General features: G+C 65.0%; 17 protein-coding genes and 1 pseudogene. 8 read left to right on the top strand and 10 right to left on the bottom strand.

Annotation, left to right across the window (positions count from 1 at the left end):
* The 5 genes from pgi to E8F12_RS09835 form a co-directional block, all read left to right on the top strand.
* Positions 1 to 1581 (top strand): glucose-6-phosphate isomerase (gene pgi / locus E8F12_RS09855; protein ID WP_280325059.1); only part of this gene is annotated, 1581 nt, incomplete at its 5' end.
* Between the two features lie 65 nt (positions 1582 to 1646).
* On the top strand, positions 1647 to 2591 hold the full coding sequence (locus E8F12_RS09850; RefSeq protein ID WP_280325058.1) for a chromate resistance protein ChrB domain-containing protein: 945 nt from the start codon (positions 1647 to 1649) through the stop codon (positions 2589 to 2591).
* Positions 2584 to 3948 carry a chromate efflux transporter gene (gene chrA, locus E8F12_RS09845; RefSeq protein WP_280325057.1) on the top strand — a complete coding sequence of 455 codons (1365 nt, stop codon included), beginning with the start codon at positions 2584 to 2586 and terminating at the stop codon, positions 3946 to 3948. Before E8F12_RS09850 ends, chrA begins: the two co-directional genes overlap by 8 nt.
* Positions 3949 to 3958: 10 nt before the next feature.
* Positions 3959 to 4279 (top strand): rhodanese-like domain-containing protein, encoded by a 321-nt coding sequence (locus E8F12_RS09840; protein WP_280325056.1) that lies wholly within the window; start codon positions 3959 to 3961, stop codon positions 4277 to 4279.
* A gap of 20 nt (positions 4280 to 4299) precedes the next feature.
* On the top strand, positions 4300 to 4752 hold the full coding sequence (locus tag E8F12_RS09835) for a chromate resistance protein ChrB domain-containing protein (RefSeq protein ID WP_280325055.1): 453 nt from the start codon (positions 4300 to 4302) through the stop codon (positions 4750 to 4752).
* Positions 4753 to 4769: 17 nt separating this feature from the next.
* Here E8F12_RS09835 and E8F12_RS09830 read toward each other — a convergent pair whose 3' ends face one another.
* Both E8F12_RS09830 and E8F12_RS09825 read right to left on the bottom strand, forming a co-directional pair.
* A complete protein-coding gene (locus E8F12_RS09830) occupies positions 4770 to 5891 on the bottom strand; it encodes a nickel/cobalt efflux transporter (protein ID WP_280325054.1) in 1122 nt (373 codons plus the stop codon).
* 31 nt (positions 5892 to 5922) lie between these two features.
* Positions 5923 to 6132: pseudogene (locus tag E8F12_RS09825) on the bottom strand (LysR family transcriptional regulator); the annotation flags it as partial.
* A gap of 90 nt (positions 6133 to 6222) precedes the next feature.
* On the opposite strand from E8F12_RS09825, the gene E8F12_RS09820 reads away from it, so the two are divergent.
* The 3 genes from E8F12_RS09820 to E8F12_RS09810 all read left to right on the top strand — a co-directional run bounded on the left by E8F12_RS09820 (position 6223) and on the right by E8F12_RS09810 (position 8222).
* Complete coding sequence (locus E8F12_RS09820; protein WP_280325060.1) at positions 6223 to 7002, top strand: SDR family NAD(P)-dependent oxidoreductase; 780 nt, start codon at positions 6223 to 6225, stop codon at positions 7000 to 7002.
* A 9-nt stretch (positions 7003 to 7011) separates the two neighbouring features.
* Positions 7012 to 7770, top strand: a complete 759-nt coding sequence (locus E8F12_RS09815; protein ID WP_280325053.1) for an SDR family oxidoreductase — start codon at positions 7012 to 7014, stop codon at positions 7768 to 7770.
* A 302-nt stretch (positions 7771 to 8072) separates the two neighbouring features.
* On the top strand, positions 8073 to 8222 hold the full coding sequence (locus E8F12_RS09810) for a hypothetical protein (protein ID WP_280325052.1): 150 nt from the start codon (positions 8073 to 8075) through the stop codon (positions 8220 to 8222).
* Between the two features lie 45 nt (positions 8223 to 8267).
* On the opposite strand, the gene E8F12_RS09805 is transcribed toward E8F12_RS09810, so the two are convergent.
* The 8 genes from E8F12_RS09805 to E8F12_RS09770 all read right to left on the bottom strand — a co-directional run bounded on the left by E8F12_RS09805 (position 8268) and on the right by E8F12_RS09770 (position 18879).
* Entirely contained in the window at positions 8268 to 9716 is a 1449-nt protein-coding gene (locus E8F12_RS09805; protein WP_280325051.1) for a mannose-1-phosphate guanylyltransferase/mannose-6-phosphate isomerase, read from the bottom strand.
* 48 nt (positions 9717 to 9764) lie between these two features.
* A complete protein-coding gene (locus E8F12_RS09800) occupies positions 9765 to 10415 on the bottom strand; it encodes an alginate O-acetyltransferase AlgF (RefSeq protein WP_348532416.1) in 651 nt (216 codons plus the stop codon).
* A gap of 35 nt (positions 10416 to 10450) precedes the next feature.
* On the bottom strand, positions 10451 to 11599 hold the full coding sequence (locus E8F12_RS09795; RefSeq protein WP_280325049.1) for an alginate O-acetyltransferase: 1149 nt from the start codon (positions 11597 to 11599) through the stop codon (positions 10451 to 10453).
* A gap of 9 nt (positions 11600 to 11608) precedes the next feature.
* Positions 11609 to 13102, bottom strand: a complete 1494-nt coding sequence (locus tag E8F12_RS09790) for an MBOAT family protein (RefSeq protein WP_280325048.1) — start codon at positions 13100 to 13102, stop codon at positions 11609 to 11611.
* Positions 13103 to 13295: 193 nt separating this feature from the next.
* Entirely contained in the window at positions 13296 to 14399 is a 1104-nt protein-coding gene (locus tag E8F12_RS09785; protein ID WP_280325047.1) for a mannuronate-specific alginate lyase, read from the bottom strand.
* Between the two features lie 10 nt (positions 14400 to 14409).
* Complete coding sequence (locus E8F12_RS09780) at positions 14410 to 15828, bottom strand: alginate O-acetyltransferase (RefSeq protein WP_280325046.1); 1419 nt, start codon at positions 15826 to 15828, stop codon at positions 14410 to 14412.
* 10 nt (positions 15829 to 15838) lie between these two features.
* A complete protein-coding gene (algG, locus tag E8F12_RS09775; RefSeq protein ID WP_280325045.1) occupies positions 15839 to 17404 on the bottom strand; it encodes a mannuronan 5-epimerase AlgG in 1566 nt (521 codons plus the stop codon).
* A 20-nt stretch (positions 17405 to 17424) separates the two neighbouring features.
* Positions 17425 to 18879: an alginate export family protein gene (locus E8F12_RS09770; RefSeq protein WP_280325044.1), complete on the bottom strand. Its 1455-nt coding sequence runs from the start codon at positions 18877 to 18879 to the stop codon at positions 17425 to 17427.
* Positions 18880 to 18884: the final 5 nt, after the last annotated feature.

Raw genomic sequence — 18884 nt, 5'->3', positions numbered from 1 at the left:
TTCAGCCTGCGCCAGGCCTTCGCCGACGACCCCGAGCGCTTCCAGCACTTCAGCCTCAACGCCTGCGGCCTGCTGCTGGACTTCTCGAAGAACCTGATCCGCGCCGACAGCCTGGCCCTGTTGGTCAGGCTGGCCGAGGAAGCGCGGCTGGACGATGCCATCAAGGCGATGTTCCGCGGCGAGGTGATCAACACGTCCGAGCGCCGCCCGGTGCTGCACACCGCCCTGCGCCGGCCGATCGGCGACAAGGTCCAGGTCGAAGGCGTCGACGTGATGCCCGAGGTGCACCGTGTGCTGCACCGGATGACCGAGCTGGTGGGCCATGTGCACAACGGTCTGTGGCGCGGCTACACCGAGCGGCCGATCACCGACGTGGTCAATATCGGCATCGGCGGCTCCTTCCTCGGCCCGCAGCTGGTTTCCGAAGCCCTGCTGCCGTTCGCCCAGAAGGGCGTGCGCTGCCACTACCTGGCCAATATCGACGGCAGCGAGTTCCGCGAGCTGGCCTGCCGGCTGAATGCCGAGACCACCCTGTTCATCGTCTCCAGCAAGTCCTTCGGCACCCTGGAAACCCTGAAGAACGCCCAGGCCGCGCGCGCCTGGTACCTGGCCCAGGGCGGCAGCGAGGAAGAGCTGTACCGCCACTTCATCGCCGTCTCCTCGAACCGCGAAGCGGCGGTGGCCTTCGGCATCCGCGAAGAGAACATCTTCCCCATGTGGGACTGGGTCGGCGGCCGCTACTCACTGTGGTCGGCCATCGGCCTGCCGATCGCCATGTCCATCGGCATCTCCAACTTCAAGGAGCTGCTGTCCGGCGCCTACAGCATGGACCAGCATTTCCAGGACACGCCGTTCGAGCGCAACATCCCGGTGATCCTCGGCCTGCTCGGCGTCTGGTACGGCGACTTCTGGGGCGCGCGCAGCCACGCGATCCTGCCCTACGACTACTACCTGCGGAACTTCACCGACCACCTGCAGCAACTGGACATGGAGTCCAACGGCAAGAGCGTGCGCCAGGACGGCACACCGGTCAGCGCCGGCACCGGCCCGGTGATCTGGGGCGGCGTCGGCTGCAACGGCCAGCACGCCTACCACCAGTTGCTGCACCAGGGCACCCAGCTGATCCCCGCCGACTTCATCGTGCCGGTGTCCAGCTACAACCCGGTGGCCGACCACCACCAGTGGCTGTTCGCCAACTGCCTGTCGCAGAGCCAGGCGCTGATGCTCGGCAAGTCCCGCGCCGAAGCCGAGGCCGAACTGCGCGCCCAGGGCCTGGCGGAGGCCGAGGTGCAGCGCCTGGCGCCGCACAAGGTGGTGCCGGGCAACCGCCCGAGCAACACCCTGGTGATGGAACGCATCAGCCCGCGCCGCCTGGGCGCGCTGATCGCCATGTACGAGCACAAGGTCTATGTGCAGAGCGTGCTCTGGGGCATCAACGCCTTCGACCAGTGGGGCGTGGAACTGGGCAAGGAGCTGGGCAAGGGCGTCTATTCGCGCCTGACCGGCCAGGAGGAAAGCACGGCCGAGGATGGTTCGACCCAGGGCCTGATCGACTTCTTCCGCGGTAATCACCGCGGATAGAAAGGTGGTTGCAGGGAAGGAAGAAGAGGTGTAGAGAGTGATACATACTCTGTTGGAATCTCTACATGAAAGAATGGCTTTCCCTGGTCATCGGCCTGCCCACTGCCAACGCCACCGCGCGCATGCGCGCCTGGCGGGCCTTGAAGGCCAGCGGCGCGGCAGTGCTGCGGGACGGCGTGTACCTCCTGCCGAACAACGACAGCTGCCGCGATACCCTGGCCGCCATCGAGCGCGACATCCTCGCGATCAATGGCACCGCCTACCTGTTGCCCATCCATGACCCACAGGGTGAACGCTTCATCGAACTGTTCGACCGGAGCGAGGACTACGCGGGCCTGTGCACCGAGGTCGAGGCCTGCCGCGGGCAGTTGACCGGCGAGAACGCGCTGGCTTCAACCCGACAGGTGCGCAAACTGCGCAAGGCCTTCGCCCAACTGGCGGCGATCGACTTCTTTCCCCGCGAAGCCCGGCAGCGGGCCGATGCGGCCCTGCAGGAGCTGGAGACCGCCATCAGCCGTGCGCTGTCGGCAGACGAGCCGAGCAGCCACGACCAGACAATCGCCGTGCTCGACCGCGGCGATTACCAGGGCCGCCTCTGGGCGACCCGCAAGCGGCCCTGGGTCGACCGCCTGGCCAGCGCCTGGCTCATCCGGCAGTTCATCGACCATGACGCGCGCATCCTCTGGCTGGCGGCCCCCCAGGACTGCCCGCCGGACGCGCTGGGCTTCGATTTCGACGGTGCCACCTTCAGTCACGTTGGCAAGCGCGTCACCTTCGAAACCCTGCAGGCGAGTTTCCAGCTCGAGCGGGCGTCCCTCGACCGGGTGGCGGCGCTGGTGCATTACCTCGACGTGGGCGGCGCGCAACCGGCCGAAGCTGCCGGAATCGAACGTGTGCTGGCAGGGCTGCGCGAAACCATTGGCGATGACGATCAACTCCTGACCGCTGCCAGTGCCATCTTCGATGGCCTGCTGGCGGCTTTCGCAGCGGAAGACGACGCCCATGAGTGATACCGCCATGCACAAAACAGAACAGGCTCTATCCAGCACCGCTCCGGTCAGCCTGCTGCAGGCGTTCTGGTTCTGGCTGAAGCTGGGCTTCATCAGCTTTGGCGGCCCCGCGGGGCAGATTTCGATCATGCACCAGGAACTCGTGGAGCAACGCCGCTGGATCTCCGAACGTCGTTTCCTCCATGCCCTGAACTACTGCATGCTGCTGCCCGGTCCGGAGGCCCAGCAGCTTGCCACCTACATCGGCTGGCTGATGCACCGCACCTGGGGCGGCGTGATTGCCGGGGCGCTCTTCGTGCTGCCTTCGCTGTTCATCCTGATCGCCCTGTCCTGGGTCTATATCGCCTTCGGCGATGTGCCGGCGGTGGCCGGGCTGTTCTACGGCATCAAGCCGGCGGTGACCGCCATCGTCGTCCAGGCCGCCCATCGCATCGGCTCACGGGCGCTGAAGAACGACTGGCTGTGGGCGATTTCCGCGGCATCTTTCGTCGCCATCTTCGCGCTCGATGTGCCGTTCCCGCTGATCGTGCTCGGCGCGGCCGTGGCCGGCTTTATCGGCGGCAGGGTGGCGCCCGAGAAATTTCGTGTCGGCGGTGGCCACGGCGCAGCGAAGCAGTCCTACGGCCCGGCGTTGATCGACGACGACACGCCGACGCCCGAGCATGCGCGCTTTCGCTGGTCGCGACTGGCGCTGCTGGCGCTGACCGGCGCGGTGCTGTGGTTGCTGCCCATGGGCATCCTGACCGCAGCATTCGGCTGGGACGGCACCCTGACCCAGATGGGCTGGTTCTTCACCAAGGCCGCGCTGCTCACCTTCGGCGGCGCCTACGCGGTGCTGCCCTATGTCTACCAGGGTGCGGTCGGCCATTACGGCTGGCTGACCCCGGCCCAGATGATCGATGGCCTGGCCCTGGGGGAAACCACGCCGGGGCCGCTGATCATGGTCGTGGCCTTCGTCGGTTTCGTCGGCGCCTATGTGCAGCCGATGTTCGGCGTTGACCAGGCCTTCCTCGCCGGAGCGCTGGCGGCGGCCCTGGTCACCTGGTTCACCTTCCTGCCGTCCTTCCTCTTCATCCTCGCCGGCGGGCCGCTGGTGGAGTCCACCCATAACGAGCTGAAGTTCACCGCACCCCTGACCGGCATCACCGCCGCAGTGGTCGGAGTGATCCTCAACCTGGCTCTGTTCTTCGGCTACCACGTGCTCTGGCCGCAAGGCTTCGCCGGCCGGTTCGACTGGCCTTCGGCACTGATCGCCCTGGCCGCGGCCGTGGCCTTGTTCCGCTTCAAGCGTGGCGTCATCCAGGTGCTGCTGGGCTGTGCCCTGGTGGGGCTGGCGGTGCATCTGTTGCGAGCCTGAGAGGTGTGCGATGGGCCGGATAACGAGTTGCGAACTGGTGGAATGGCAGGCGGCGGGCCGCAGCTTCACCTTGCTCGATGTACGCCGGGCGAGCGCCCGGCTGGCTGACGCTGCCGAGATCGCCGGCGCCCAATGGCTGGAGCCTGAGTCGGTGTTCTCCTGGAAGGATTCGGTGCCAAGGGATCGGCCGGTGGTGCTCTATTGCGCCCACGGCCATGAACTCAGCCAGGGGGTCGCCGCCACGCTCGAGGCCATGGGGCTGGATGCACGCTACCTGATCGACGGCTTTGCCGGTTGGCGCGATGCCGGCCGGCCTACCCGAGGCCTGTAGAACCAGGCGGGAGGTGTTCCATGAAGTGGGTTACCCGTGAACGTCCAAAGATCGACCGGATCGCCTGCCCCTGGCTGATCACCCGTTTCATCGATCCGCACCCCGAGTTTCTCTACGTAGCCGCTTCAGAGGTACTGCGAGTCGCTGCCGAGCAGGAGGCGGCGCCCTACGACATCCCGGGCGTCGAACTCAGTCATGTCGGGGAGCGGTGCAGCTTCGACGCCTTCCTGGACAAGTACCGACTGAGCGACCCCGCTTTGCAACAGTTGGCGCAGATCGTCCGCGGCGCCGACACCTCGCGGCTCGACCTCACCCCTCAGTCGGCGGGCCTCTACGCCATATCCCTGGGGCTTTCGCACAACTTCGCCAATGACCACGAGATGCTCCAGCACGGCCTGGTCCTCTACGACGCGCTCTATGCCTGGTGCAAGGACTGCCAGGGCGAAAGCCACAACTGGCCGCCGCAGATGTGAGCCCCCGAGCGCCCGGGTCAGCCGATCCGGGCGCTCAAGCCCACCCAGCCATGGGCACCCACATAGAAACCCACGCCGATGATCAGCAGGCTGGACAGGTAAGGCGCACGCCGCGCCAGCACGCCCAGCCAGGGCCAGCGGTTCGACGCCTGGCGCGCACTCACGGCTGCCGCTGCGCCGACGCTGACCAGGGTGAGGGCGAGGCCGATGCTGAAACTCAACACCAGTACGGCCCCCAGCGTTATCTCCTGTACCTGCAGGCACAGGAGCAGGACGGTAATGGCAGCAGGGCAGGGAATCAGGCCGCCGGTAAGGCCGAACAGGACGATCTGCCCGATGGTGACATCGCGATTGGCGAAGCGCTGACGGATGTCATTGGCGTGGGCGCGCTCATGGGCGTCCTGGTAACCCTCCAGCGACAGCTCCAGCCCTTGCCGATCAGCATGGGTACGATCCTGGCCGGGCCCATGGAAGTCCAGGTCGTAGTCGTGCGAGTGTCCGGCATGGCCCAGGCTCAGGCGCACGGCGAACCTGTGAGGTCGGGGAATTTCCTCCACCGACTCCAGATAGGCACCTCGATCCACGAAGGCGAAACGCCGCATGCGGCCATCCGCGCGCGTGGTCTGCAGGCCGACCTCGGCGGCCTGCCAGGCGTGGCCACTCAGCGCCTGCAACCGCCAGCGCGGCGGCACGCCTTCCTGGTAGATCGACAACTCGACGCCGCCGTGGCCAGTGTCGATGCGCCGGTTTGTGGCGTGGCGCTGCTGGCTTTTCTGCTCGAAGCGCCACATTTGCTCGCTACGCCAGGTGCGCCAGAGCATCCACAGCGCGATGGCCACGATCATCACGGCAGAGGCGAGCTGGAAATAGGGCTCGGTCGTTTCGGCTTCCAGGTTGCGGCCCAGGTACATGCCGCCCAGGGCCACCAGCCAGACCACGGCGGTATGCGAAACGGTCGCGGCCAGACCCAGCAGGACGGCCTGCTTCACGGTGCCGCGCACGGCCACGATGAAGGCCGCCATCAGGGTCTTGGAGTGCCCCGGTTCGAGGCCATGCAAGGCTCCCAGGAGGATGGCGCTGGGGAAGTACAGCCAGGCGTGGGCAGGGCCTTGCTGCAGCAGTTCGGCGAAAGTGGACATGACGCCCCTGGAGCTGGTGCGCGGGATGCGCTCAGGATCTTCGCGATTCAGTCTTGGCCAATTCGCGCATCAGGTCCAGATAGCGTTGCGCGCCCAGGCCGAGGGGGCGGTTCTTGATCCAGACGATGTCGACCCACAGGCGCATTCGACTGGCCATATTGTCGAAGACCACCTCCGTCAACGCGCCCGACGCGATCAGGGGCTGGACCAGCGGCTGCGGCAGGTACGCCCAGCCGAGGCCCATCTGCTTTGCTGATGACAGTCGTCTTTTTTTATCAGAGTCGTGAACGTAATTTCCATGACCACGACAACAGCAATTTCGGAGAACAACATGCTCAATGCACAGTGGCGGGGGCAGGTGGCGCTGGTCAGCGGTGCCGGCAGCGAGGTCGGTATCGGCATGGCGGTCGCCCGTCGGCTCGGGGCCGCGGGGGTCAGGTTGATCGTTACCGCGAGCAGCGAACGTATCGCCGACCGCGTGACAGCACTGCGCGCCGAAGGTATCGAAGCCGAGGGGCGCGCCGTCGACCTCACCGACGAGGGCCAGGTGCGAGCGTTCGGCCAATGGGCCGAAGGGCTCTGGGGTCGCATCGACATCCTGGTGAACAACGCCGGGATGGCCATGCAGGGCAGCCCCGAGCCTTTTGCCGAAGTGGCTTCCATGGACCTCGACACCTGGAACCTTTCCATCGCCCGCAACCTGACCACGGCCTTCCTGCTGACCCGCGCAGTCCTGCCCGGCATGCGGACCAGGGGCTACGGCCGCATCGTGAACATCAGCTCGACCACCGGCACCCGTGGCGGCAACCCGGGCGAAGCGGCCTACAGCGCGGCCAAGGCGGGCATGGTGGGGCTGAACATGGGCCTGGCCCTGGAAGTGGCGGGGCAGGGCATCACGGTGAACAGCGTCGCGCCGGGCTGGATCGCAACGGGGTCGAGCACGCCGGAAGAGGTGGAGGCGGCCCGTTACGTTCCGGTCGGGCGGGCAGGGCGCCCGGCTGAAGTGGCGGCCGCCGTCGCCTTCCTGGCCTCGCCGGAGGCGAGCTACATCACCGGCGAGTTGCTGGTGGTCGATGGCGGCAATTGCCTGATCGAGAACAAGGCGCCCTAGGAGGACCTCATGACGATTCCGGTTGTACTGATCACAGGGGCTGCCGGCGGTGTCGGCCGCGCCCTGGTGCAGCGTTTCACCCAGGGCGGCTGGCAGGTGTTCGCCACCGACCTGGATCAACAAGGGCTGGCCAGACTGGAGGCCGATTACCCGCTGGCGGGTACTCTCGCCGGCGATATCCGCAAGCCGGGCACCTGCCAGGACGTGGTCGCGGCGACAGTTGCAGCAAGTGGACGGCTGGACGCTTTGATCAATGCGGCCGGCGTTTGGCGGGAAGGGCCGGTGGAGGCGTTCAGCGAAGCTGATTTCGACCTGGTCCTGGACGTCAATCTCAAGGCCACCTTCTTCATGTGTTCCGCCGCGATACCGCACCTGAAAGCCGCCGAAGGCGCCATCCTCAACATCTCCAGCGATGCCGGCCGCCAGGGCAACCGGAATGCCGCCGCCTATTGCGCGAGCAAGGGTGGCGTGACCCTGCTGACCAAGGCCCTCGCCCTGGACCTGGCGCCTTTCGGCGTGCGCTGCAATGCCGTGTCTCCGGGCGATATCGAGACGCCCATGCTCAGGTTCCAGGCGGAGCGCTACGGCAACGGCGACCCGCAGGCCTACTACCGGGAGTTGCTCGCCAAGTACCCGCAGGACGGACGCGCCCGTTTCATCCAACCGGAAGAAGTCGCCGAGCTGGCATTCTTCCTCTGCCAGCCCGGTGCGCGCTCGATCACCGGGGCGGACATGGCGATCGACTGCGGCCTGTCAGCGGGCAACTGAGGGCAGGGCGAGGGCGGGGCTGCTCGACGTCAAGCCCTGCCGAGTGCCGCTCGCCCTTCACTGCGACGTGGCCGCGGCGCGCGCCGCGCTCTTCTTCTCCGCCAGCTTGTAGGCGACGTAGTACTTGTAGATGCGGGATTACAGTTCGGGCCAGTTTCAGACAGGCGCCCGGGGGATGTCACGCAATGCGAATGTGTTGGCGCGTTATGCGAAGACACCAAAGGTCAGAAGGGCGAATGTGCAATTTCCAACAATAAGAGTCTGCAACATCCTGGCTAATCGCAGGATGCAGGAGGAGCGCAATGCGCCACTACTTGTTCGCCCTGATCTGCTTTGCCTTCGTCGGCTCCCTGTTGCTGTTCGCCGATCGATACCCCGACGGCCCTCAGGCCTCTCGCCACGGCCCTGCCATGCCCGTGGCGAGCATCGGTGAAGTGTTCGGACGCCTGTAGCCAGGAGCGACAGGGCCTCGCCTGGCCGCTCCCCTCGCCATGTGCTCAGGGCGGGCTGGGTAGATCGGGCACCTCGACCTGTTCCTCGCTGCGACCATAGACGTCGTCCAGGCGGGTGATGTCATCCTCGCCAAGGTAACTGCCGGTCTGCACTTCGATGAGCACCAGCGGAATCTTGCCGGGGTTGGTCAGGCGGTGTACCGACGCGATGGGGATATAGGTGGACTGGTTTTCGGTGAGCAGGAACACCTTGTCGTCACAGGTGACCTGCGCGGTGCCGGAAACCACTATCCAGTGTTCGGCGCGGTGATGGTGCATCTGCAGCGAGAGCTGGCCGCCGGGATTGACGGTAATGTGCTTGACCTGAAAGCGACCGCCGGTATCGACCGAGTCGTAGGAGCCCCATGGCCGGTAAACCTGGCAGTGATTCTCGGTTTCGCTGCGGCCCAGCGTCTTGAGCCTTTCGACCAGTTGCTTGACCTCCTGCACGCGGTCCCTTCTGGCGATCATGATGGCATCCTTGGTTTCCACCACCACGATATCTTCCAGACCAATCAGAGAGACCAGCTTGCCGATACCGTGCACCAGGCAGTTGTGGCTGTCCTGCAGCACCACGTCACCCTTGATGACATTGCCGTCGGCATCCTTCTCGTGCACATCCCAGATCGACGCCCAGCAGCCGACGTCGCTCCAGCCGGCGTCCAGCGGCACCACGCAGGCCCGCGCCGTCTTCTCCATCACCGCGTAGTCGATAGAGTTTTCCGGGCAGTTGGCAAAGGTGGATTCGTCGATCTCGATGTACTCGCCGTTACGCTTGCTGTGCTCCAGTGCCTGCTGGCAGGCATCGTGTATCTCGGGGGCGTGCTCCTTCAGTTCCTCGAGGTAGCGGCTGGCCCGGAACATGAACATGCCGCTGTTCCAGAAGTAGTCGCCGGACTGGACGAATTCCCTGGCGCGTTGCGCATCGGGTTTCTCGACGAACTGGGCGACGCGACTGACCCCATCCGACAATTGCGGGGCGGGTTCGGAGCGAATGTAGCCGTAACCCGTTTCCGGCCTGCTCGCCGGTACGCCGAACAGCACCATCTCACCGTTCTCGGCGGCACTGCTGGCAAGTGCCACGGCTTTCTGGAAAGCCTCCTGGTCTTCCAGTACATGATCGGAGGGAAGCACCAGCAGCAGTTCGTCGCGGCCGTCATTGATCAGCTGCATGGCGGCGATAGCTACCGCCGGCGCGGTATTGCGGCCGAAGGGTTCGAGCAGGATCGCCTGGGTGGTGAACTTCAGTTCGGCGAGCTGATCCTGGACGATGAATCGATGGTCCTTGTTGCAGACCAGCAAGGGCGCCTGCATGCCTTCGAATGCCAGGCGCTGGAGGGTCTGCTGGAACAGCGTGTGCTCGCCGGTGAGTGCGAGGAATTGCTTGGGGAATTGGCGGCGCGATAGTGGCCAGAGCCTCGAGCCGCAACCACCTGAGAGAATGACGGGAATCATGCTGTTTCTCCTATTGTGATCTTGAAGCTGCTGCGCGACATAGGCGCTTCATTCATTGGCCAGCGGACGCTTGACCCAGACCGGTGCAAGCTTGCCGCCGCTGCCGGTGACGTACAGGCACACGACCTCGCCGCGATCGAGGGAGACCGGCTTCAGGTCGCTGACCTTCTGGTTACCGGCGAACAGCGCCAGGTTGACCTTGACCGGGTTGATCTCGCGGTCGCCGTAGCTTTGCGGAGCGACGTTCTCCACCACTGGGGTCTTGCCGTCGGCGGTTTTCAGGCTGAGCGACGTATCGCTGAGGTTCTGCACCCGCACCAATGCCTTCTGCTTGTTCCGGTACGGCTTCTCTTCCACCAGCCTGGGCTGGCCGGTGGGCAGGTTCACCAGGGTGTAGTAGCGGCCCGCGCCGAGTTTTACCGGCAGGCTCTGACTGCCGACCTGGGCGCTGTAGTTGCCGCCGGGGAGGAAGCTGAAGTCGGTGCTGGCCAGTGGGCCGACATCCTCGAGGCTGGCGCTGCCGACATTGGCGCTGACCTCCTGGTTGCTGGCGTTGTACAGGCGCACGAAGGTCGAACCCTTGGGTGCGGCGGGACCGTAGAGGGCGGCGTCGTCGGCCTGGACCTGCCAGGTGAACAGGCTGGCGAGCAGCAGGGCGCCGGTGGCGATCAGGGATTGTCGCGAACGAGGGTGGGGCATGGGTTTCATGGTCGGTTGCTCCTTGAGGGCCCGAATCATCTGGCCTGGGTTGCCAGGCGTTGACCTGTCGCGCCTTCGGCCTTGAGTTGGTCGATCCAGGCCGGATCGAACTGGCTGAGGTCGGGGGTCATCGGCAGATAGCGTTCGGGGAATTCCCAGATCACCAGTTGTGGCGGGGAGTCCCTGAACGCGTCGGTTTGCAGGTACTTGAGCATCGGCAGCAGCGGTCCCTGGCCGTTTTCGGCGTAGTTGAGGATGTCGCTGCCGAGGGCTTGGCGCAGGGCGCCGAGGAAGTTCCAGTCGGGGGCGGCGCTGTAGCTGGTGCCGACCAGCACAACCGGGATGCCGGTGTCGGCGAACAGCGCGGCGCTGTCGCCGCCCGGGCCGGATGCCAGACTGTGGGTCCGGCGCGGCTGCAACTGGTCCGGCGGCGGCAGCAGGCCGCTGAACAGCGGGTCGAGCGGGAGGAATCGCACCAGGTCCCCCAGGTAGGGCTTGCCGGCGGCCTGCTCGGTGATGAAATGCTGCGGCTCGCCGGTCAGCGGCGCGTGGCACTGCACGGTCCGGGCGAGGTGTCGGGCGACTCGCTCAGCGCCGTAAGGAGTCCAGTGCGTATCGGTACGCAGGAACAGCGCATCCCGGGCCTTTTCCTGTTGCAGGCTGGCGAGCAGGTCGGGGGCGAGGATGCCGCTGCGCTGCACCGCGTCATGCAGCCGTCGATAGAGCGCACCCTGTTGTCGGCCCGGCCGTTCCTCGCCGAGGTGTTCCGGGTACAGCCGTGCCTTCGCCGGAATGATCGCCAGCAGCAGTTTTACCCCGTGCCGGTGTAGCCGCTGCTGGACGCCCCGGATCAGCCTGAGGTTGGCCTCGATATGCTGCATGCCGTGGGTCACCGGCTTGAATTCTTCGTCACTGAACAGCCAGTCGTGGCGACCCAGAATCACGCCCGGGCGACCCTCGTCGAAGACGCTGTAGTCCAGTGCCGCCCATAGATTGGTGCCTGGCCGCTTGAGGGGGAACTGCGCTTCGTAGTGGGTTTCCACCACCTTGGCCAAGGAGCCGTCGAGCAGGGAAACATTGGCAGGCAGGTTGAGGTCACCGAAGCCATGCAGAGACCAGACGCCGATCCCCAGCAGCGGGGCGAGGAACAGGGCGATATGGGCAATGGATGAAGTCCGGTTCATGACGCTGCCTCAGAACTGGAAGTAGAGGAAAGGCGAGTAGCTCTGCGCCGAGAGCTTCAGCACCGAGGCGCAGAACAGCAGGAGCAGCAGGGGGCGCTGCAGCGTCGTCGACCAGGCGAGCAGGCGTCCGACTCGACTGGCACCGGCGGCCACGGGCATGGCCTCGCCGGCCGGCTCGTCGACTGCGGCTTTGGGCGCGGCATGGGCGAGCGGCTTGCTATAGAAATCGTGCAGACCAAAGAGCGCGAGGCCGGCATAGGCGATGACCAGGGTGGCGACCTGGAGGTCGGTGAGGCCGGCCTGGCCGAACTCCGACAGCTGCCAGCCGCCGAAACTGAACATCGCCTGGTACATGCGCGCGGCGACCTGCAGGTTCTCCGAGCGGAACAGCACCCAGCCAAGGATCACCACCAGGAAGGTGGCGACCCACTTCAACGGGTTGAAACGCTGCGGGGCGGCGTCGACGCCAAGGGCGCGTTCCATCGCCAGCCAGAGTCCGTGCCAGGCCCCCCAGAGCACGAAAGTGAAGTTGGCGCCGTGCCACAGGCCGCCAAGCAACATGGTCAGCATCAGGTTGCGGTAAGTCGAGACCGTGCCACCGCGGTTGCCGCCGAGGCTGACGTACAGGTAGTCGCGCAGCCAGGTCGACAAGCTGATGTGCCAGCGCCGCCAGAACTCGGTGATCGACTGGCTGATATAGGGCTGCTTGAAGTTCTCCAGAAAGCGGAAGCCCATCATCAGGCCGAGGCCGATGGCCATGTCGCTGTAGCCGGAGAAATCGAAATACAGCTGCGCGGTATACGCCAGGGCGCCAAGCCAGGCATCGGCGGCACTGGGGTTTTCCAGGGCGAAGCAATGGCTGACCAGCGGCGCCAGGGTATCGGCGATGAATACCTTCTTGATGAAACCCTGCATGAAGCGCGTGCAGCCCTCGGCAAACTTGTCGAGGGTATGGGTGCGGTGGTGGAACTGGCCGGCCAGGTCGCGGAAACGCAACACGGGACCGGCGATCAGGTGCGGGAAGATCGCCACGAAGGCGGCGAAGTCGATCAGGCGATGGGTGGCCGGGGTGTCGCCGCGGTAGACATCGATGATGTAGCTGATGGACTCGAAGACGTAGAAGGAGATGCCGATCGGCAGCAGGATGTGGCTGATCACGAAGGGCTGCAGGCCGAACGTGGCGATCAGCGCATTGAAGCTGTCGACACCGAAATTGGTGTACTTGAAGTAGCCGAGGATGGCCAGGTCCAACGCCACGCCGAGCAGTAGCCAGTGCCTGGCGGACCGGGTGCGTACCCCCGCGGCGCCAACTTTGAGGCCGATCCAGTAGTTCCACAGGGTCACCACGGCGAACAGGGCGAGGAAGTCGACCCGCCACCAGGCGTAGAACACATAGCTGGCGATCAGCAGCAGCAGATTGCGATAGCGTGCCCCGCACAGGTAGTACAAGCCGAGAAAGGTCGGCAGGAACAGAAACAGGAACACGTTGGATGAAAACACCATCCGCGTTTCCTCCATTGAAGAACTGTCAGGGCCAAGCGGCCCACCCGTTTCTCCCCTGGTGATGCAAGGTCTTTCGCCCGTCGCCTCTTGGCGCGATCGGGGTGTTGCATCACCCCGTACGTGGGGTGGGAAGGCGCTCTGCGTCGCCGTGAAGCTCGTTCGTGCGATGCGCCCGCCGTGCGCACCGCCTGTATCAGCCCTTCTTCGCCGCCGCTGGATCGAACAATCGGGTCAGGTCTCCGCCGAGGCGGAAGTTCCTGAATGGCTGCATCGACTGCTTCCACTTCAGCGTTTCAGCGCTGCAGCGGTAGAGCGTGCAGTAGGGTTCCAGCCAGGCGAACTTGCTGTCTTCTTTCAGCTCGGACATGGACTGGCGCTTGCCGGCCTTGTCGGCGAAGTCATCCGGATCCTCGATGCCTTGCAGCACCCGCTCTGCCAGGCGGCGCAGCGCCCCGTCGTGGTCTTCGCGCAAATCGACGCCGTTGGCCTGGGCGAAGGCGGCGATCATCGCCAGGGGCGGCAGGCTGTAGTTGTGGTAGGCGAGGGCGCGCTGCTCGCGCCTGAGTTCGTTGGGCAGGAAGCCGTCCCGGTCCACTTGTCCGGCGGCCACGCGGAATTGCGCCACCGACCAGTCGAAGAAGTCGCTGCGGTTGGTCGCCACGGCGGCGGCCATCACCGACCAGGCGGCCCAGTAGGAGTGGTTGTTGATCTCCTTCAGCGGCAGGTCGCTCCAGTCCTTGATCGTCTGCTCCGCCAGTTTGACGAACCACGACTCGATCAGCTGGCTCTGCCGCGCGTAGGGTGCAAGAGGCTGCGACCTGGAGAACTTCAGCCGCAGCCAGGCCGCAGACAGGCTGCCCAAGGCCCATTTGCGCATCGACTTGCCGGTGTGATTGAAGTCGGTGGACAGCAAGGCGTTGGCCTGGGCCCAATCACCGAGCCATTGCAGGGTGCATTGCAGGCTCTGGGCCTGGCCATCGCGCATGTAGCGCATCACCTGCTTGTTGACCCCGCGCTCGAGGTCGTTGATGGCCTTGGTCTTGGCGCGGAATTCCTGCTCGGCCTCGCGATTGAGGGTCGCGCGCGCCTGGTCCGAACCCTCGTACTTGCTGCGGAATACCAGAGCCTCGGTATAGGGCTCAGGGGTCGTCAGCGTGCAGTCCTGCGGGTCGCCCTTCCTGTCCCGCTCGACCGCTGCGTAATAGCCGGGCGGCGGCACCAGTCCGGCGCCTTGCACAGTGCCGCTGGCGAGTAGGCCGCATGCCAGGAGGCAGGGCAGCAGTCGCTGCGCGCGCATCATGCGGTCCTCACGGTTCGCTCTGGGCCGTCTGCTGTGCGGGCGCGGCAAAACGGTTGCGCTGGCACACCTTGACCTCGACGTCGAGCGGCTTGCTGCCCGCTGGCGGTCCTTGCAGCTCGAGGGAAAGCAGGATCAGGTCGGCCCAGTCCTGGTCCGAGCGCAACTCGAAGGCGAAGCGGCCATCGGTCGCGCTGGATGCGGGTTTCTCGATCTTCAGCGTTTCGCGCCGGCCGTTGAGGTGCCAGAGGGAGGCTTGCAGGGTCTTCACCGAGGTATCGGCGAAGCGGATGTCCACCTGGTACTGGCCGTTACGTACATTCTTCAGGCCGTCCTGGCCGTTGACCAGGACCTCGTTGCTGCCTGGACGCAACCTGGTCTTTGCCGAAAGTATCGCCGGCTTGCCGACACAGCCGTTGTCGAGCATGGCGAAGATCTGCCGGTAGATGGTTTCCTGGTCCAGGCGGTAGAGCGGTGAGAATTCCCAGATCAGGATCTTCGGCGGCCTGTTCAGGAACTCCTGACTGCCGAGCAACTGCAACAAGGCCTCTTCCAGGCCTCCACCGGGCAAGGCCGCATTGAGCACGTCGGCGCCCAGGTGCTCGGCGAGGAAGCCGGCGAAGTTGTAGTTCGGCCCGCTATGGCTGGTGCCGATCAGGACTATCTGCGGGTTGCCGGTGTCGCCGAACAGCTCGTCGCTGCCGCTCGCATTCTTCGGCTCGGTGGCGAACTGGTCCGTGTATTCGGTGGCATAGCTGGTGCCGCATAGCTGCCCGGCGACCTTGTGCAGGGTGCCATTCTTGCCCATGCGGCCAGTCACCTTGCTGACGTACTCGCGTTTCGGGATGCCCTGGTAGACCGGCAACCGCTTGATCGTCTCGGCCACCAGCCTGGCTGTGCGATCCGCGCCGTATGGGGTCCAGTGCTGGTCGCCGCGGAAGTAGAAGGCATGCTCCTCATGCTCGCCGGCCAACTGCGCAAGATCCGGCACGGCGAACCCCATCCGCTTGAAGCGGCCGAGCATGGCCTGGTAGTTGGTCAGTGCCCGTTGATAGTCGAAGCTGGCCACCTGTGCGGGGTTGAGCTTGTCGCGGTTTACCAGGCCGCGGGTCGGCTGATAGACCAGCACCAGCTCGATGCCCTTGCTCTGGAAGGCGTCGTGCAAGCGTTGCAGCCGACGGTAGCCGGCCGGCGAGGTATCGAACTCGGTGCGCAGGTCTTCGCGGGTGCGGAATAGCCAGTCGCCCTGGGCCTGCACCAGGGTGATGAAGTTCTTCTGGTAATCGGTGGTGTACCGGCTGGCGTCGTGTGCCGCCGGGCACAGGCTGCAACAGGGCGTTGCCCGATAGACCGGGCCTTCTGCCTGTACGGCGCTGGTGGCTAGCAGCGTCAGGGCCAGTGGCAGGTATGACAGTTGACTTGCGTTCATGAGGGTCACCTCAGTCCTTAAGTCCCGCCTGGCTTTCCACCAGGGCGATTCGCACGGCTTTGCGCTGGCGCACCAGCAGATCGAGGATTTCGTCCTGGCGCTCACCCAGGATGCCGCTGAGGCTGATGCCCGAGGATTTTCCCGGCAGCGCCATGTCCACCCGGTACAACTCGATGGAGAGCGGCGAATCGATCGTCAGCGGGGTGCTGCCGTTGCCGGACAGCTGACCGCCGACCAGGGTCATCGACACTTTGGTGTCGTAGGGGTCGAGCTTGGGGTTGCGGCGTTTGTCAGAGAGCTTCCTGGTGTGCCCATAGACGCCGCTCAAACCGTTGCCGACGACGAAGTTCTCGTACAGTCGGATGTTCACGCTATTGCGCAGGCGGATGCCGTGGCGGGCATTGCCGATTACCCGGTTGCCCCAGAACAGGTTGTTCGAGCTTTCGTAAAGGGTGATGCCATCGGCCCGGTTGTCGTACACCTCGTTCCAGGCCACCAGGTTGTTGACGCTGTTACGGTCGAGAACGATGCCGGAAAGGTTGTTGTCATGGATCTGGTTGTTGAAGATCCAGCTGTCGTCGACCTCCCTGGAAATGATGATGCCGTGCTTCTCGCGGGTCCCGCGCACGGTGTTGTTGGCGATGATCAACCGCTGCGAGCGGTCGTGCGGGTCGATGCCATAGACCTGGCTGTCGCGGAAGGTGTTGCCCTTGAGCACCACATCCCGGGCTTCGTAGCAGTAGAAACCGAACCAGAGGTCGGCGAACTCCGAATCGATCAGCCAGCCCATGGGCGCAGGGCGGCGCAGGCGTTTATTGATATCCGGCGTGTGCTGCGACAGGGACATGCCATAGGACTTGTTGCTGTTGTAACCGAGGCTACCGAGGAAACTCTTGACTATGTAGGTCTCGGTGCCGCCCCAGGACAGCAGGAAGGGGCGGAACTCCCCGGGCTTGCGCAGGCCCGCAGCGGCATTCTCCGCTTCGCGCCAGCCGATGACCTTGCTGTCGGTGATGAACAGCTTGCCGTCGTTGATCAGGAAGGCGCCGCGCTCCTGCGACAGACGCAGGGTCTGGCGGTCGATGTGCAGGGTCGCGCCGCGGGCCACGACTATTGGCAACCGCGCCAGGTAGATGCCCTCGGCGCTGACACTGAAATGCTGCTTGGGCAGCTTTTTCGCCAGTGTGGCGAGGTCGACGTAGCCGCCTTCGATGAATATGGCCTGCGGCATGCCGCGCTGGCGCCTGACCCACTCGGCCAGGCGGTTGTTGCCGCCAACGAATTGCTTCAGCGTTTCCTGCTGCAGCATGCGCCGCAGCGTCACCCGGCCGGGTTCGCCACGCTGGATCCTGGCTTGCACCGCGGCAGCAGTGTAGCCCGACATGTCCGGCAGCTTGGGCTCGGCCAGGGTCAGCGATTCGACCGGCACACTGGTGACGGTATAGTTCCTGGCCTTGGGAACCTCCTTGGTGTCCACCGGCGGCACGCTCGGTTGTCCTGCCAGCGCACTGCCGGTCAGCAGTGCACCAATCAGCAGGACGACCAGGGAGCGAGTTGCGCACCACCGGTTGTACATCGTTACGGTCCTCCTCTGGGTCAGAAACGCCAGATCACATCGACGATGGCGCGGTGCATGTTCGAGTCGACGCCACTGCCATAGGCATCGCCCGAAAGGAACAGGCCGCCGCGAAAGCGAACCAGTGCCGAGGGTTCGTCGATCGCCTGGCTCATGGAGGCCGGCAGCAGGCCCTCCTTGAAGTACTTGGTAAGCACCAGGTCGACTTCCTGGCCGATGTCCTTGTCGTCCTCGACCAGGGCGGCGTTGACGCCGCTGTCGCCGAGTGGCTGGTCGCCGTCGACGCGCCAGAAGCGGTGGTAGACCAGGCTGGCGTCATACTCATCGCGCAGCTGCCAGGAGCCGAACAGGGTAGCCACCTGCAAATTGCTCAATTCGCCACGGAAGGCTTCGCCGAAGCGGTGCACGCGCGAGCGCGTCCCGGTGAAGCTGTTGCGGTTGCTCTCCAGTCCGGTCTGTTGGAAGTTGTCCTCGCCGTCATCACCGCCGCCGCTGCCACGGGCGTAGGCGATACCGGCCCGCCAGCTCGGGTCGATACTCCAGCGCAGGCCGAGGTCGGTGCCCCAGGCGTTGACATTGGCGCTCTCCTCGCCGCTGGCGATGGGCTGGCCGGCGGGTCCGCTGGTGGTGAGCAACTGGTCGCGGTCGCCATTCAGCCAGATCACGCTGGCCCAGTAGTTCAGTGTCTGCTGATTGCGCCAGTCGAACGCGTCGCTGTTGGCGCTCAAGCCGACCCAGGTGAGGTCGCCGGTGGTGTTCTTGTCCAACTGATCGACCTCTTCACCGGGGCTGGGCAAGTCGCCATCGTCGTGGCTGTAGTGCAGGTTGAGGCCGACCCAGTGGCCGGGCGTCCACTGGGTGGCGATGTCGCCATAGAGGTGCTGACGGTCCTCATCCTCCGGCGCCAGTTCGTCGATATCGGTGCGGTACTCGCTGAAGCGTTCGGCCAGGCCGAGATGGGCACGGAGGAGGGTGGTGTCGAACGTCCAGTTCAGGGCTTCGATGTTGGTGTCGCGCCAGAGGCTGTCGTCGTTGCGCAGGCGCTGGCGGCCGAAGCGCAGCTCTTCGCCCGGGTAAGCGGTAAAGCCGGAGTAGCCGATCCAGAATTCGCGCATCGCCAGGTAACTGTCATCGGCCTGGCGGTCATTGTCATTGTCGCTGACGCTGCTGGAACCCTCCTCCAGGTCGGGGGACTGCAGGGGGTCGGTTTCGATGGTGTCGGTGGCCGCCACCGCCTGCGCCATGGCGTAGGCGCTCCAGTCACCGCGCTGGAAGTAGAACCAGGGGCGCACGTCGATACCGATGCCGTTGACGTCGCCACCGTCGCGGGTACCGAGGTCGCGGTCATCCTCGGACTGGGCGGTGATCTTGATGTCGAGCCCGAATGGTTTGTCGTTCATCGTCGCGGCCCATGCCGGAGCGCCGCAGAGCAGTGGAACGGTCAGGCTAACGCGAATCCATTGTTGTCGTTTCATGGTCT

It is taken from the genome of Pseudomonas sp. BN102 (assembly GCF_029871245.1).
GTDB lineage: Bacteria > Pseudomonadota > Gammaproteobacteria > Pseudomonadales > Pseudomonadaceae > Metapseudomonas.
Note: the sequence above shows the minus strand (reverse complement) of the source record. Positions and strands in the feature narration are given on the sequence as shown.

Bases quoted from the DNA above. Each gene is read 5' to 3' on its own strand.
- E8F12_RS09850 (WP_280325058.1), top strand. From the start codon at position 1,647: ATGAAAGAATGGCTTTCCCTGGTCATCGGCCTGCCCACTGCCAACGCC.
- chrA (WP_280325057.1), top strand. From the start codon at position 2,584: ATGAGTGATACCGCCATGCACAAAACAGAACAGGCTCTATCCAGCACC.
- E8F12_RS09840 (WP_280325056.1), top strand. From the start codon at position 3,959: ATGGGCCGGATAACGAGTTGCGAACTGGTGGAATGGCAGGCGGCGGGC.
- E8F12_RS09835 (WP_280325055.1), top strand. From the start codon at position 4,300: ATGAAGTGGGTTACCCGTGAACGTCCAAAGATCGACCGGATCGCCTGC.
- E8F12_RS09830 (WP_280325054.1), bottom strand. From the start codon at position 5,891: ATGTCCACTTTCGCCGAACTGCTGCAGCAAGGCCCTGCCCACGCCTGG.
- E8F12_RS09820 (WP_280325060.1), top strand. From the start codon at position 6,223: ATGCTCAATGCACAGTGGCGGGGGCAGGTGGCGCTGGTCAGCGGTGCC.
- E8F12_RS09815 (WP_280325053.1), top strand. From the start codon at position 7,012: ATGACGATTCCGGTTGTACTGATCACAGGGGCTGCCGGCGGTGTCGGC.
- E8F12_RS09810 (WP_280325052.1), top strand. From the start codon at position 8,073: ATGCGCCACTACTTGTTCGCCCTGATCTGCTTTGCCTTCGTCGGCTCC.
- E8F12_RS09805 (WP_280325051.1), bottom strand. From the start codon at position 9,716: ATGATTCCCGTCATTCTCTCAGGTGGTTGCGGCTCGAGGCTCTGGCCA.
- E8F12_RS09800 (WP_348532416.1), bottom strand. From the start codon at position 10,415: ATGCCCCACCCTCGTTCGCGACAATCCCTGATCGCCACCGGCGCCCTG.
- E8F12_RS09795 (WP_280325049.1), bottom strand. From the start codon at position 11,599: ATGAACCGGACTTCATCCATTGCCCATATCGCCCTGTTCCTCGCCCCG.
- E8F12_RS09790 (WP_280325048.1), bottom strand. From the start codon at position 13,102: ATGGTGTTTTCATCCAACGTGTTCCTGTTTCTGTTCCTGCCGACCTTT.
- E8F12_RS09785 (WP_280325047.1), bottom strand. From the start codon at position 14,399: ATGCGCGCGCAGCGACTGCTGCCCTGCCTCCTGGCATGCGGCCTACTC.
- E8F12_RS09780 (WP_280325046.1), bottom strand. From the start codon at position 15,828: ATGAACGCAAGTCAACTGTCATACCTGCCACTGGCCCTGACGCTGCTA.
- algG (WP_280325045.1), bottom strand. From the start codon at position 17,404: ATGTACAACCGGTGGTGCGCAACTCGCTCCCTGGTCGTCCTGCTGATT.
- E8F12_RS09770 (WP_280325044.1), bottom strand. From the start codon at position 18,879: ATGAAACGACAACAATGGATTCGCGTTAGCCTGACCGTTCCACTGCTC.